The organism is Streptomyces sp. NPDC007875, from assembly GCF_042868035.1.
In the GTDB taxonomy this organism is placed as follows: Bacteria; Actinomycetota; Actinomycetes; order Streptomycetales; family Streptomycetaceae; genus Streptomyces; species Streptomyces antimycoticus.
The window spans coordinates 485,851-500,034 of sequence record NZ_JBIADZ010000002.1 but is presented as its reverse complement, the minus strand read 5'-3'; the positions used below and the strand labels follow the sequence as shown (position 1 = coordinate 500,034).

Sequence of the window (14,184 nt, the reverse complement as noted above, 5' to 3'; positions counted from 1 at the left end):
TTTCGGGGGTACCCCGAGGGACCGTCGATCCGGATGGGTCCTACCGGCGGCGCCAGACCACTAATGCAGGCCGTGGAGCTTGGTGATCAGACGTCGCAGGAGGGCCACCCGGTCGCTGCCACGCGGTCGGCAGTCCTCCAGACGGCGGACGACGCCCGGCGGCACATCCTCGACCCCGACGGCGTCAACGACCTTGTCGAGCGCGTGAATGCCCCAGTACTGGTTGAAGGCGAGCGGCTCCTTGACGACGGCGTCGGCGAGGAGGGTCAGCGCGTCCGGTACCGGCACCGCGTACAGCCGCGCGTACGCCGCCAGCCGCAGACCGCCGTCCGGGGAGGTGAGCCAGCCGTCGAGGTCGGGGTCCGCGAGCCGCTGGGTGGTGCGCACCAGCCGGGCGAAGATGCCGCTCATGCGCTGCGTACGGGCGGAGCCACTGGCCATCGACCTACGGACCTCGAGGTATTCGGCGGCCAGTCGGCGCACGTCCGCCAGCGCGGTGGCGTCGTCGGTCTCCGGTCCGTCGTTGCCACTTCCGACGAGGGCGGCGTCGGCGATGCGCTCGGCGGCCTCGATGCGCTGCTCGACCGCCTCCTTGAACTCCAGGCGGACCCCGCCCGGCAGTTCGATGCTGTTGAGCAGATCCCGCAGCCAGGGCACGACCGCTACCACCAGGAGCGCGACGGTGACGTTGTCTATCTTCAGGTCCGGCGCCAGCACATGCGTGACCGCCACCGCGACAGCCACACCGCTCACCACGGACGCGACGACGTACCGACGCCACGCGGCCCGCCGCGCAAACCGCCTACTCTCCCCGTGTTCCCCCCGCCTCATGTCCCCCACCCTTCCCCAGCCGGGGCCACTTCAGGCCGTCCTCACCCTCGCAGCGGCCGCTAGACAGGAGCCGGTCCAGGTACTCGGCGCAGGCCTGGTCCTCGGCGGCACGGCCGCCCTCGCCGGTGGCCACGAACGTCACCGCGAGCCCATGCAGGGATGGTCGCAACCCACTGAAGCCGTCCGCAAGACACGTTGACGGTCTTTCGGCGACTCGGGATCTGCTGGGCGGTCAGGTCCGTGAAGCGGAAAGTCCGCTGCCGTGGTGTGTCGCACCGGGGCAGCGGACTTTCTTGTGCGCAGCGTCGGCGGGACTGGTCCCGCTCGGAGATGTTCTTGGCTCATGTCCGGGGCAGCGCCGAGGTGATCAGCCGATGGGGTTGACGAAGGTGGCCGGGTGGGTGGCGGCTCGCTGGTCGACGAGCGCGCCCCACGGCCACTCCACCTTCAGCGAGGAGGTCTCGTTCGGCGGAGTGACGACGGCGAAAGCGGGCATGTAGGAACCCTCCTCGCTCTCGTCGGCCATGGCGAGGTTGATCGTGAAGTCGGTGCTGTCCCCGGGACCCAGGGTGATCGAGCCGTACTTGGCCGACGAGCGGGCCAACGACCAGACCTGACCGCCGTTCTCGGACGTGAGGTCCACGCCCGCGAAGCCGCCGATCTTGCAGGTGCGGTCGCCGGCGTTGGTCAGCACGATGCTGGTGGTCGTCGAGCCGCCCGCGTTCGGGTCCGGGGTCGCGTCCTCACCCGTGGCGAACGACGCCTCCAGGCCGGAGGTGTGGCAGCGCTGGACGCCCGAGCCCGCCCGGTCACCGTCGGCGGCGTGCGCCCCACTCGACTGCTTGTCCGCGGCGCCCGCATCGGTGTCGACCTTGGCCGCGGGTTCCGCCTTGGCACCGGAGCCCTGCGCTCCGGCGGAGGAGCCCCCGCCGTTGGACTCGGCGCCGGCCGCGGGCTTCGAGGCGTTGGCGTCCGAGCCATTGCAGGCGGTCAGGGTAAGGGCGGCGGCCGCGGTCAGGGCCGCGGCGGCGATGCGCAGGGTGCGGCGACGAGCGGTGCGGACAGTGGTGTTGGAGCTCATTTCGGGTCCCCCCCGGGGGCAGTCGGTGTCGTTGTCTCCTCGGTACGACATCCACTCTGCTCGGGGCCGCTATCGCAAGGCTGCCGCCCCGCTAACACCCGGCTAACCGTCGCGCTTCAGGTGGCGCAGGGACCGACGGCCCGTCCGGCCGGGGCCCGGCTCAGGCCGGATACGCGTGGGTCTGGGCCGCCTTGAGGGTGGCCCAGACGGTGCGGCCCGGGTGGAGGGCGAGTTCGGCCACGGCGGGTGTGGTGAGGTCGGCCAGCAGGGGGAGTTCGCCGGTGAGGTCGACGCGGATCTGGTCGCCGTGCGACTCCATACCGGCGACCTCCAGCCGCCACAGGTTGCGTGCGCTGGAGTCGGGACGGTCGCGGTGGAGGGTGACGGCGGCGGGTGGGAAGGCGACGAAGACCGGGCCGGTGAGGTCCTCGGTGGTGGTGATGGTGGCGCCGCCGTCGAGCCGTACGGTGTGGCCGTCGGCGCGGCCCTGGTAGAGGTTGAGGCCGACGAGGCTGGCGATGTAGTCGGTACGGGGGCGGCGGGAGATGTCCGACGGGGCGCCCTCCTGGACGATACGGCCCTCCTCCACGACCACGAGCCGGTCGGCGAGGACCATCGCGTCCAGCGGGTCATGGGTGACCAGGACGGCCACCGCCTCGAACTCGGCCAGGTGGCGGCGGAGCCCGGCGCGCACGTCGAGGCGGGTGCGGGCGTCCAGCGCGGCCAGCGGCTCGTCCAGCAGGAGCAGCCGGGGGCGGGTGGCGAGGGCGCGGGCGAGGGCGACCCGCTGGGCCTGACCGCCGGACAGGGCGCGGGGTTTGGCGCCCGCGCGGTCGGTCAGGCCCATCCGCTCCAGCCAGTCGGCCGCCTGGGCGCGGGCCTCCGCCTTCGGCACCCCGTGGCAGCGCGGGCCGAAGGCCACGTTGTCGAGCGCGGTGAGATGGGGGAAGAGCAGATAGTCCTGGAAGACGACGCCGACCGGGCGGTGTTCGGGCGGGGTCCTCAGCCGGCGCTCCGGCTCCTCCAGGGTCCGGCCGTCCAGTCGCAGCGCCCCCGTGGTGAGCGGGGTGAGTCCGGCCAGGGCGCGCAGGGCGGTGGTCTTGCCCGCGCCGTTGGGCCCGAGCAGGGCGACCACTTCGCCGGGCGCGGCGGACAGCTGCAGGTCGAGGCGGAAGGTGCCGCGGTCCACGACGAGGCGGGCGTCGAGGCCGTCGGTGCGCGGCCCGGCGTTCTCGGTGAGGGACGTGTCCGTGGTCATGAGGCGGCCATCCAACGGTCGCGCAGCCCGGCCAGGACCGCGATGGAGACGGCGAGCAGGACGAGGCTGAGCGCGATGGCGGCCGCCGGGTCGCTCTGCAGCGCGAGATAGACCGACAGCGGCATCGTCTGCGTACGGCCGGGGAAGTTGCCCGCGAAGGTGATGGTGGCGCCGAACTCGCCGAGCGCCCGCGCCCACGCCAGCACCGCGCCCGCGGCCACGCCGGGCGCGACCATCGGCAGGGTGACGCGCCGGAAGGCGGTGAAGCGGGAGGCACCGAGGGTGGTGGCAGCCTCCTCGTAGCGCGGATCGGCGGCCCGCAGCGTGCCCTCGACGCTGATCACGAGGAACGGCATCGCCACGAACGCCTCCGCGATCACCACCCCCGCCGTGGTGAACGGCAGCGTGATGCCGAACGCGGAGTCCAGCCAGCGGCCGACGATCCCGTTGCGGCCCAGCGCCAGCAGCAGCGCCACACCGCCCACCACCGGCGGCAGCACCAGCGGCAGGGTCACCAGGGCGCGCACCAGCCGGCGGCCGGGGAAGCGGGCGCGGGCCAGCAGCCAGGCCAGTGGGACGCCCAGCACCAGCGCCACGGCGGTGGCGGCGGTCGCGGTGATCAGCGAAAGCCGCAGCGCCTGCCACACCGCGACGCTGGTCAGCTGGTCGGGCAGGCTCCGCCACGGCGCGCGGACCAGCAGTGCCACCAGCGGAAGCACCAGGAAGACCAGGCCGCCGAGGGCGGGCAGCAGCAGCGGCAGCGGGACCCCCGACCGGAAGCGGGGGGTGCCGGACCGTCTCCGGGTACCTTCCACAACCTCCGTCGGGCCCGTCGCGGCGTCCGGCACCGGCCTGGACTTCTGCTCCGTCACGGCTTGAGGAAACCGGCCTCGCCGAGCACCTTCTGGCCCTGCGCGGACTTCACCAGGTCGATGAAGGCGGTGGCCGCCTCGGCGTTGGGGGCGTTCTTCAGCAGGGCGATCGGATAGTCGTTGATGGCCTGCTCGGACTCGGGGAACTCCACACCCGCGACCTTGCCGCCCGCCGCCTTCACATCGGTCTTGTAGACGACGGAGGCGTCCACCTCCTTCAGCTGCACCTTGGTCAGGGCGCCCTTGACGTCCTGCTCGTACGAGACCGGGGTGAGCTTGAGCTGGGACGCGTCCAGCGCCTTCTGGGCCGCCGAGCCGCAGGGCACCTCCTTGGCGCACAGCGCGACCTTCAGCCCGGAGCGGGTGAGGTCCTTCAGCGTCGCGATCTTCTTCGGGTTGCCCGGCAGGGTCGCGATCTCGAGCTGGTTGCGGACGAAGGTGGCCGGGGTGCCCTTGGCGTCCTTGGCGTCGGTGACGGTCTTCATGGTCTTCGGGCTCGCGGCGGCGAAGACATCGGCGGGCGCGCCGGAGGTGATGCTGGCCGCGAGGGCGTCGCTGCCGCCGAAGTTGAAGGAGACCTTGGTGCCGGGGTGTTCCTTCTCGAAGGTCTTGCCCAGCGCGGTGAAGCTCTCCTTCAGCGAGGCCGCCGCGAACACGGTCACCGTGCCGGACGGCTTCTTCGAGGAGGAGCCGGCGTCGGACTTCTTGGCGGAGTCGTCGGAGTCGCCGCCGGAGGAGCAGGCGGTGAGTGCCATGGCGGCGAGCGCGAAACCGCCCACCGCACGGTAGCTCCAACGGACTCGGGGGCGGGATCCGGATACGGAACGGGTCGTCATGGAGTCTGTCTCTCCCTCTCTGCCTCTGCCGCCTCTGCCACTGCCGCCCTCGGCGCGCGTGCTCACGGGGTTTCCACGACCACGTTGGTCGACTTGATCACGGCGACGGCCGGGACGCCGGGCTCCAGCTTCAGCTCCTCCGCCGACTCCCGGCTGATCATGGACACCACGCGGAACGGCCCGGCCTGGATCTCCACCTGCGCGGACACATCGCCCAGGATCACCTCGGTGACGATGCCCGAGAAGCGATTACGGGCCGAGGAGCCGGGGTTGTCGCGCTCCGCGCTCCTGGCGACCTCGCGGGCGAACGCGGCGAGCGCCGGGCCCGGGATGATCCGGCGCCCCTGCTCGTCCCGTTCGGCGGTCAGCCGTCCGCTGTCGACCCAGCGCCGCAGCGTGTCGGCACTGACCCCCATCAGGGCCGCGGCCTCACCGATCCGGTACGTATGCATCCGCCGATGGTAGCGCCGCATCTGCGAGCTGGTACATGGCGGTCAGGTGGTATCCGTCCAACGATTCGGGTACGAAGGCTGGCATCTGCGCGAGGGCCGGGGACGTCAGGGGCGCAAGCTCAGGGCTCGTCGTCCGCGTCGGCTCCGGACTCCTCGTCCCCGTCCGCCATCCCGGTCGGCTCCCCGTCCGCCATCCCCGCCAGCTCCCCCAGCGTCACCGGGGCCGAGAACGGCCGTGCCGAGAGCGGCCGCAGATCCTCCGCCGTGGCCGGGCGGCCGGTCAGCGACGCGGTGACGGCGGCGACGGCGAACCCGCAGATCCGGCCCTGGCACCAGCCCATCCCCGGGCGGGCCAGGAGCTTCATGGTGCGGGGGTCCTCGGCGCCGAGTTCGCCGCGGGCACGGCACAGCTCCCCGTAGGTGACCTCCTCGCAGCGGCAGACCACCGTGCGTTCCGTCAACTGCTCCGTCCACCCGGCGGGCACGGGGTAGGTGCGGTGCAGGGCGGCGGCGAAGGCCCGGCCGTGGCGGATCGTGGTACGCAGCCGCCGTACGGCGCGCGGATCGACCGGCAGCCCGTGGGCCGCCGCCAGGGTCAGGGCGGCCAGCCGTCCCTCCGCGACGGCCGGCGCCGCGCCGCCCACGCCCGTGGTCTCCCCCGCGGCCAGGACGTCCGGGACGGTGGTGCGCTGATGGGCGTCGACCACGGCGACGAGGGAGCCGTCGAGGTCGCGCCGGGTGTCGGCGCCGACCATCAGGGGCAGTTCGAGGGCGGGGGTGAACCCCCAGCCCAGCGCCACCAGATCGGCCTCGAGCACCTCGCCGCCGTCGAGCCGCACCCCGCGCACCCGGTCCTCGCCCAGGATCTCGGTCACCGCGGCCCGTGTCCGGTACGGGATGCGGTGGCGGGCCATCAGCGCCGCGTACCGCAGCGCCTCGGCGGACTTGGCGGGCGCCCGCGCCGCCCCGCCCAGGTGGCGCAGCCAGCCGTGCGCCGGGTTGGCCTCGCATACGGCGAGGACGCGCACACCCGCCTGAGCCAGGCCCGTCGCCACCGGCAGCAGGAACGGGCCCGTGCCCGCGACCACCGCCCGGCGGCCCGCCGCCGTCCGATGTCCCTTCAGCAGCGCCTGGACGCCTCCGGCCGCCATCACCCCGGGCAGCTCCCAGCCGGGGAGCGGCAGTTGGCGGTCGTGGGCGCCGCAGCAGAGCACCAGGGCGCGGGCCCGCACCCGGTCCCGCTCGACGGGGGCGGTGTCGTAGGGACCGTTCAGGTGCAGGGCGAACGGCCCGGTGTCCGGGCGGGGGCGGTCGATCAGCCAGACCTGATGACCGGGGAGGTAGTGGAGGCGGCCGAGGCGCCGCTGGTAGTGCAGCCGGGCGCGGAGGCGGGCGAAGAGCCGCCCGTCGCGGTGACCGGGGTGCGGGGAGTGTTCCTCGTCGTGGCGCCAGTACTGGCCGCCGGGCAGCCGCCCCGCGTCGATGAGGGCCACATCCAGGCCCGCCTCGGCGGCGCCGACGGCGGCGGAGAGCCCGGCGGGTCCCGCGCCCACGACGGCCACGTCATACGTCGGCGGATCAATCGGCATCGCCATCACCACCGCCCTCGCCCTCGCCGTCTACACCGCGATCGACACCGCCACGGCTACCGTCACCGCCACGGCCACCGTCACCGCCATCCACGCCACCGTCCTCCGCCGACAGCCGCATCCCGTTCCGTGCCGGGACCAGACAGGCCCGCTGGCCGGGCCGCCCGTCCACGGTGATCAGGCAGTCGAAGCACACCCCGATCCCGCAGAACAGCCCGCGCGGTCTGCCCTCCCGCCTCGTCGTCCGCCAGGCCACGATCCCGGCCGCCACCAGCGCCGCGCCCACGCTCTGCCCGGGCAGCGCCATGACCGTCGCGCCGTCGAAGCTCAGCCGGTACGGCGGGGATTCCGTGCGTGAGCTGCGCTCACTTCCCGCGTGGCTCATCCGCGCCCTCCTTCCGATGCGAAGCGTTCGGGGGCGAACGGCGTCAGGTCCAGATCCGTCGCCTCCCCCGTCAGGGCCTGCGCGATCAACTTCCCCGTCCCCGCCGCGAGACCGATGCCCGCGCCCTCGTGGCCGCAGGCGTGCCACAGCCCGGGGGCGCGCGGGTCGGCCCCGATGACCGGCAGATGGTCGGGGCAGTACGGCCGGAAGCCCGCGTACACGCGCATCGCCCGCACCGACGCCAGCACCGGGAACAGCCCGATGGCGCCGCGGGCCAGCGCCCGCAGGGCGGCGGGGGACGGCCGCCGGTCGAAACCGACCCGCTCCCGGGTCGAGCCGATCAGCACCGTGCCGCCGCCCGTGCCCTCCACGACCGGCGACGCCTGCAGCTCCGCGTCCGAACTGGCCACGGCGTCCACGTAGTCGGCCGCGTAGACCTTGTGCCGTACGGTCGCGGGCGGCAGGGGTTCGGTGACGAGGACGAAGCCGCGGCGCGGCAGCACCGGCAGCCCGACGCCCGCGAGCCCCGCCACCGCACCGGCCCAGGTGCCCGCCGCGTTGAGGACGGCGGGGGCGCTGACGGTGCCGTGAGGGGTCCGTACGCCGGTGACCGGGGAGCCCGCGGGCCCGTCGCCCGGCCGCAGGAACCCCACCACCTCCGTCCGCGTCCGCACCACCGCTCCGCGCCGCCGCGCGAGTCGCAGCAGATGCGCCGCCGCCAGCATGGGCTGCACCTGGGCGTCCTGCGGATACAGCGCGCCCCCGGCGGCCTCGCGGGTCAGCCGCGGTTCGAGGGCGTGGAGCTCCGCCCCGGACGCCTCCTGTACGTCGACACCCGCGGTCCGCTGCCGCTCGGCCAGCGTCCGCAGCGCGCCCAGGGCGGTGGGTGTGGAGGCGACCACCAGCCCGCCCTTGGACTCGAACTCCCACAGCCCGCCGTACGCGCCCAGGTCCTCGCCCCACACCTGCCGCGAGTACCGGGCGAGTTCCAGCTCCGGGCCCGGCTCCTTGTCCGAGACCAGGACGTTTCCCTCGCCCGCGCCCGAGGTGCCGCCCGCGACGGCGCCCCGGTCGACCACCACGACCCGCAGCCCGGCCAGGGCGGCGAACCAGGCCGCGGCCGCGCCGACCACTCCGGCGCCGATGACGACCAGGTCGGCGGTCCTCGGCAGCTCCTCGGTGATCCCCGGAGTCGTGATGCGCCGGTCCGGGGTCACGACCGGTCACCCGGGCTTTCGCGCTTGCCGAGCGGCCCCGGGCCGGAGGGGCGCCCACGGGAATCGGATGTCTCTCCCACCATCGCCACGCTCGCTCCCCCTACATCAAAAACCCGGCCGGAAACGGATCGTCGGGATCGAGATGGAACTGCGCGGTGCCGGTGACCCACGCCCGCCCGGTGATCGCGGGCACGACGGCGGGCAGCCCCGCCACCGTGGTCTCCTCCAGCAGCCGCCCGATGAACCGCGTCCCGATGAACGACTCGTTCACGAACTCCTCGCCGAGGCCCAGCTCACCGCGTGCGTACAGCTGCGCCATCCGCGCGGAGGTGCCGGTCCCGCAGGGGGAGCGGTCGAACCAGCCCGGGTGGATGGCCATGGCGTGGCGGGAGTGGCGCGCTGTCGACCCCGGGGCCTTCAGATAGACATGGTGGCAGCCGGTGATGTCCGGCCGCTCGGGATGGTGCGGCGGCTCCTGCGCGTTCACCGCCTCCATGATCTTCAACCCGGCGGTCAGCAGCTCCTGCCCCGCCGCCCGGTCAAACGGCAGCCCGAGGGCGTCTAGATCCACGATGGCGTAGAAGTTGCCGCCGAACGCGATGTCGTAGCGCACCTCGCCGAAGCCGGGCACCCGCACCGTACGATCCGTGGCCAGGCAGAACGAGGCCACGTTCCGGATCGTCACCGAGGTCGCGGCCCCGTCGCGCACGGCGACGTCCGCGACCACCAGGCCCGCCGGGGTGTCCAGACGGATGGTGGTGACCGGCTCGCGCACCTCGACCATCCCGGTCTCGACCAGCACCGTGGCCACCCCGATGGTGCCGTGCCCGCACATCGGCAGCACCCCGGACACCTCGATGAAGAGCACTCCGTGGTCCGCGTCCGGCCGGGTCGGCGGCTGCAGGATGGCCCCGCTCATCGCGGAGTGGCCTCGCGGTTCGTACATCAGCAGGGTGCGCAGATCGTCCTGGTGCTCGATGAACCACCGGCGGCGCTCGGCCATGGTCGCGCCCGGGAGCGTCCCCACCCCGCCGGTGACCACCCGGGTGGGCATGCCCTCGGTGTGCGACTCCACGGTGTGCAGGACCCGCCGCGACCTCACCGGCGCCCCTTCCGCGAGGGGCGCTTCACCGGTACCCCAACCCGAGCACGGTCTCGGTCTCCCGGACGACGCGCGCCGCCACCTCGCCGGTCAGCCGCGAGCGCGGCGGCCGGCAGGATCCGCCGCGCAGCCCGGCGAGGTCCATGGACGCCTTGATGGCCTGGACGAACTCGGTCCTGGAGTCCCAGCGCAGCAGCGGATGCAGCGCGCGGTACAGCGGCAGCGCCTTCTCCAGGTCCGCGCCGACGCCCGAGGTGGCGAGCCGGTACAGCTCCACGGTGGTCTCGGGAATCGCGTTCGGATACCCGGCGATCCACCCCACGGCCCCGGCGAGTCCCAGCTCCAGCAGGACGTCGTCGGCGCCGATCAGCAGATCCAGCCCGGGGGAGCGCTCGGCGATCTCGTACGCCCGCCGCACATCCCCGCTGAACTCCTTGACCGCGACGATCAGCCCCTCCCCGTGCAGCTCGGCCAGGAGCTCCGGGGTGAGGTCGACCTTGGTGTCATGGGGGTTGTTGTACGCCACCACCGGCAGCCCGGCCCGCGCCACCTCGCGGTAGTGGCCGACCACGGCCTCCCGGTCGGCGCGGTAGCTGTTCGGCGGCAGCGCCAGCACCGCCCGCGCTCCCGCCTCCCGCGCCTGCTCCGCCCACCGCCGGCTCTCCAGCGCCCCGTACGCCGCCACCCCCGGCATCACCCCGAACCCCTCGGGCGCCGCCTCCACAGCCACCCGCACCACCCGCGCCCGCTCCTCGTCCGTCAGCGTCTGGTACTCGCCCAACGACCCGTTGGGGCAGACCCCGTCACATCCGTGCTCGGCGAGAAACCGCACATGGGCGGCGTACCCCTCGTAGTCGACCGACAGCTCGTCATCGTCATGAAATGGAAGCGCCGTGGCGACATGAACGCCACGCCAGGGCGCGGAAACACCGGGAATCTCGGGCATGCGGAACCTTCTCGGGGAGGGGACCAGGCCACTTGTCCGTTCAACGGTAACAGTGCAATGTCACACCGCACAGACCTCGGCACGCGACTGGTCACGGCGAGAGGACGACGAGCCGGAGACATAGGCGCGCCGCGCCGGAGGTCACCGGAAACGCACAGGAGTTCACGCGGCGAACGGTGCGGTCTGGACCTTTTGCGGCATGGAACTTTGTGTCGCATCGGGCAGTGAACGTGACTACTATTCACCTGAATTCGGTTCGACCTCACGGCTTGTCAGGCGGCTCATCCTCCAAAGCGGGGACTGCTCTACGTCTCTTGTCAGCCAGGTCACCGGCGTGAAAGGCTCGGCCCGCCCCGTAAGGGGAATCCCCAACTCCGAGGCAGAGCTGTGCTGTTGGCTGACCACCCCGCGGCCCGTTTATGAGAGGGTTGCCCCCGGCGGGGGCGCCGCTGTTCCTGAGTGAGGAATTGCCTCCATGCCCGACCACTCATCGCCCTGGGAATCTCCCGGGGACGGCTCCCCGGCGCGCCACGGTCTCGCCGAAGCGCCCGCCGAGGAAGTCGATGGCGCGGCCTCCGCGACGGCGCTGCTGGGCGCCTATTGGGAGGCGGTCGCCGATTACGCGGAACTGTGCACGACCACTCCCGAAGACGGGATGCGGCTCGCCACCGAGGCATTCCGGCGGGGTATTCGGGAGACCCGCCACCGCCGCACCCGGGGCTTCGGCAAGCGTCTCCCGTGGCTTCCGCTCTTCCTGACCTCGGTACGCAAGACCGCCGCCGACTGGCACGCCCACCGCCACGGCGACCGGCTCAACCCGGAGCTGCGGACGTGGCTGACCTCCGACCTCGCCGCCCGCTTCGCCGCACCGCCCCGCGACCAGCCGCTCGCCCTGCGCGCTCTGCGGGATCTGCCGGAAGCGGACGGGGAGCTGCTGTGGCTGGTCGAGGTGGAGGCGCGGTCCACGGAGGCGGTGGCCCGGCAGCTGGGCTACGACCCGGAGTACGCCACCGAGGAGATCGCCCGGGTCCGCGCGGCCTTCCGTGAACGGTGTCAGCGCGCCCATGTGGAGACCCTCACCGACGAGGAGTGCCGCAGCTACGCCAAGCTGCTGGACGCCGCCACCCGGGCACCCGACTCCCCCTCACCCGCCGACCTGTGGCAGCACCTCGCCCGTTGCCGGTCCTGCCGTGACGCCGCCACCTGCATGTATGTGGACGGCGAGGGGCTGCCCGGCGCGCTGACGAGCGGGGTCATCGGCTGGGGCGCGCACCCCTATCTCGCGCGGCGCCGCGCGCTCGCCGGGCGGGCCCCGGGCACCGCACCGAGCGCCCGCGCCGCCGCGCCCACCGCGCACGCGGTCCGCGCACCGCTGTGGGAGCGGCTGCGCGACCGGGTCCTGGACGCGGTCGGGGGGCGACGGAGCAGACGGGCCGGTGACACGGGCGGCAGAGCCGGAGCGGACGGCAGAGCCGGAGCGGACGGCAGAGCCGGAGCGGGCGGGGCCGATGGTGCGGGCGGTGCCCGCGCCGGCGGGCATCGGGTCGGCCGGAGCCGCGCCTCCCGCCGCCGGTTACGCAGAGCCCGTACGACGGTCATCCTGGCGGTGATAGCCGTCGTCGCCCTCGCCGCACTGGTCGCGCTGACCAGAACCGCCACGGACTCCGACGACCGCAGCGGCGGGTCCATGGGCCCGGAGGAGACGTACGGCAGCCTGGCCCCCGCCACCTCCTCACCGCACAACCCGGGCGGGCCCGCCTCCCCGAGCCCCTCGAAGGGCGGGAGCGACGGCAAGGACCCGGGCGAAGGCTCGGGCCACGACCCCGGCAAGGGCTCGACGAGGAAGCCCGGTCACTCCCCCTCCGCATCCCCCTCGTCCTCCAAGGGCGACTCCGGCTCCGGCTCCGCCTCCGGCCACGGCGGTAAGCCGCCCTCCGGCCGGACGCCCCGCGCATACGCCGACTGCACGGCCCGCTTCCAGCTGGTCACCGAATGGCCCGACGGCTTCAAGGCCGCCGTCACCCTCACCTCCCGCAAGCCCCTCGACGACTGGCGGGTCACCTGGACCTTCCGCGACTCCCAGCGGGTGACCCAAATGTGGGACGGGGAGTTCACGCAAGCCGGCGCGAAGGTGACCGCCACTGCCGCCGACTACAACAAGCGGGTCAAGGCGGGCGGCTCCCTCTCCGTGGGCTTCCTCGGCACCTGGAACGACGGCAACCGGCCGCCCGGGTCCTTCACCCTGAACGGCCGCCCCTGCGCGGGCTGACGACACCGCTCCACCCGGCCCGAACGGCGTTCCCACCCGGATGGCGGAACAAGTCCTCCGTCCAGGGGGAAAACATCTCGGAGTGAGCAATGTCCTGAGCGGCATCGTGACCCTGCCCCCCGACGCCCCCGCCGGGCGGGCGGCGCGGGTGGTGGTGGAGGTGCGCAACATGTCCCGCTCCGATACCCCCGAGTCGATCGTGGCGGCGCAGGTCCTCACCGATGTGCCGCTGAGCCCGGGGGGCCACGTCCCGTTCAGTGTCACCGTCCCGGGTGAGCTGGCCCCGGGCGACAACTACGGGCTACGGGTCCATGTGGACGTCAGCGGCTCCGGTGTCATGGAGAGCGGCGACCTGGTCAGCACCGAGGCCAACCCCGTACCGGCCGGATCCACCGCCGGTCTGATCGCCTCGGTCACCCTCGTCTGAGGGACGCCCCGGCGCGATGCCGCGCCGGGGACCTCCGGGCATCTTGTGGTCAGGTCTCGTCCGGTTCAGTCGACGCCGGCCGTCAGTTGTCGCTCGCCGCGTCGGAGTCCGCCTTGTCGGCAGCCGACTCGGCGTCGTCCACCAGCTTGTTCAGCTCGTCGAGTTCGGAGGTGGAGGGAACCGGTGCGGTGGCCGACGGGGCGGACGACGACCCCGAAGAGCCGGCCGGGCCGGCCGAGCCGCCCGCGTCGTCCGAATCGCCCTTGCCACCGCCGCAGCCGGCGGCCACGGCGGCGCAGAGCACCGCCGTGGCCGCCACGGCCCAGGGGCCGCGTCGCACGGGCCGGCCGCGCCTCATGTGCCGGAACCCTCACCACGCGAGGCGCACCACGTCTGGACCTTCGACAGGTCCTTCTGCCGCTGCTCGAGCGTGGTCACGAGGGACCTGCGGAAGGTGAGCTTGTGGTTGAGGAAGGTCTCCACCTCGGTGTGGTCCGCCTTCTTCGCCCGCTCGACCCGCTTCGCCAGCCGGGCCACGGACCCCTTGACGGACGCCTGGCCCTTCAGCCGCTTCAGCGCCCGGTCCAGCCGCTTGTCGATCTTCTTGGCACGCTTGCACAGCCCCTGGGAGCCGTCCCCCGCCCCCTTGTTCGGCTTCGCACTCGGGGCGGCGGCCGGTGTCGAGGCCGGGGCGCTGCCGTCCGCCGCCGCGACTCCCACCGGACCGAGCAGGGCAGCGGTGGCCGCACACGCCACGATGACGCTCTTTCCACGGTGCATGGTGCTGTTCCTTCCCTCGGGGCCGGACGGCCCGGGAGGGGTCGGGCCGTCCCGGACCAGGGAAAAACCTAGGAGCCTTCTTTGTGGAAATTCTGTGGGCCGGAACGTCCGGAACATCCGCATCGCCCCGAACAGGCAG

At 73.2% G+C, this 14,184-nt stretch carries 15 protein-coding genes; 2 read left to right on the top strand and 13 right to left on the bottom strand.

Annotated elements, in window-relative coordinates:
• Positions 1–60: 60 nt before the first annotated feature.
• From ACFYOY_RS05980 to ACFYOY_RS05930, 11 genes are all read right to left on the bottom strand, one after another.
• The gene (locus tag ACFYOY_RS05980; RefSeq protein ID WP_351883431.1) at positions 61–744 is read right to left on the bottom strand and encodes a hypothetical protein; all 684 of its coding nucleotides are present in this window, start codon (positions 742–744) and stop codon (positions 61–63) included.
• A gap of 454 nt (positions 745–1,198) precedes the next feature.
• Complete coding sequence (locus tag ACFYOY_RS05975) at positions 1,199–1,912, bottom strand: DUF4232 domain-containing protein (protein WP_351883433.1); 714 nt, start codon at positions 1,910–1,912, stop codon at positions 1,199–1,201.
• A 160-nt stretch (positions 1,913–2,072) separates the two neighbouring features.
• Positions 2,073–3,170: an ABC transporter ATP-binding protein gene (locus tag ACFYOY_RS05970; protein WP_388585067.1), complete on the bottom strand. Its 1,098-nt coding sequence runs from the start codon at positions 3,168–3,170 to the stop codon at positions 2,073–2,075.
• Positions 3,167–3,985, bottom strand: coding sequence for an ABC transporter permease (locus ACFYOY_RS05965; protein WP_351883886.1), 819 nt, complete (start codon positions 3,983–3,985; stop codon positions 3,167–3,169). Before ACFYOY_RS05965 ends, ACFYOY_RS05970 begins: the two co-directional genes overlap by 4 nt.
• A 53-nt stretch (positions 3,986–4,038) precedes the next feature.
• Positions 4,039–4,878: a molybdate ABC transporter substrate-binding protein gene (gene modA / locus ACFYOY_RS05960; protein ID WP_351883437.1), complete on the bottom strand. Its 840-nt coding sequence runs from the start codon at positions 4,876–4,878 to the stop codon at positions 4,039–4,041.
• A gap of 62 nt (positions 4,879–4,940) precedes the next feature.
• Positions 4,941–5,330: a molybdopterin-binding protein gene (locus tag ACFYOY_RS05955; protein ID WP_208905651.1), complete on the bottom strand. Its 390-nt coding sequence runs from the start codon at positions 5,328–5,330 to the stop codon at positions 4,941–4,943.
• A gap of 119 nt (positions 5,331–5,449) precedes the next feature.
• Positions 5,450–6,919 carry an FAD-dependent oxidoreductase gene (locus ACFYOY_RS05950; RefSeq protein ID WP_388585063.1) on the bottom strand — a complete coding sequence of 490 codons (1,470 nt, stop codon included), beginning with the start codon at positions 6,917–6,919 and terminating at the stop codon, positions 5,450–5,452.
• Entirely contained in the window at positions 6,909–7,304 is a 396-nt protein-coding gene (locus tag ACFYOY_RS05945; RefSeq protein WP_388585060.1) for a (2Fe-2S)-binding protein, read from the bottom strand. Before ACFYOY_RS05945 ends, ACFYOY_RS05950 begins: the two co-directional genes overlap by 11 nt.
• A complete protein-coding gene (locus tag ACFYOY_RS05940; protein WP_388585057.1) occupies positions 7,301–8,521 on the bottom strand; it encodes an NAD(P)/FAD-dependent oxidoreductase in 1,221 nt (406 codons plus the stop codon). The genes ACFYOY_RS05945 and ACFYOY_RS05940 overlap by 4 nt, the downstream gene beginning before the upstream one ends.
• A 100-nt stretch (positions 8,522–8,621) precedes the next feature.
• Complete coding sequence (locus tag ACFYOY_RS05935; protein ID WP_351883445.1) at positions 8,622–9,623, bottom strand: proline racemase family protein; 1,002 nt, start codon at positions 9,621–9,623, stop codon at positions 8,622–8,624.
• Between the two features lie 25 nt (positions 9,624–9,648).
• A complete protein-coding gene (locus ACFYOY_RS05930; protein ID WP_351883447.1) occupies positions 9,649–10,569 on the bottom strand; it encodes a dihydrodipicolinate synthase family protein in 921 nt (306 codons plus the stop codon).
• Between the two features lie 475 nt (positions 10,570–11,044).
• Between ACFYOY_RS05930 and ACFYOY_RS05925 the strand changes: the two genes are divergently transcribed.
• The gene (locus ACFYOY_RS05925; protein ID WP_388585053.1) at positions 11,045–12,838 is read left to right on the top strand and encodes a cellulose binding domain-containing protein; all 1,794 of its coding nucleotides are present in this window, start codon (positions 11,045–11,047) and stop codon (positions 12,836–12,838) included.
• Positions 12,839–12,920: 82 nt separating this feature from the next.
• Entirely contained in the window at positions 12,921–13,265 is a 345-nt protein-coding gene (locus tag ACFYOY_RS05920; protein WP_388585050.1) for a hypothetical protein, read from the top strand.
• Between the two features lie 82 nt (positions 13,266–13,347).
• On the opposite strand, the gene ACFYOY_RS05915 is transcribed toward ACFYOY_RS05920, so the two are convergent.
• Together ACFYOY_RS05915 and ACFYOY_RS05910 are read right to left on the bottom strand one after the other, a co-directional pair.
• A complete protein-coding gene (locus tag ACFYOY_RS05915; protein WP_388585047.1) occupies positions 13,348–13,605 on the bottom strand; it encodes a hypothetical protein in 258 nt (85 codons plus the stop codon).
• 14 nt (positions 13,606–13,619) lie between these two features.
• Entirely contained in the window at positions 13,620–14,045 is a 426-nt protein-coding gene (locus tag ACFYOY_RS05910) for a hypothetical protein (RefSeq protein WP_351883455.1), read from the bottom strand.
• Between the last annotated feature and the right edge of the window lie 139 nt (positions 14,046–14,184).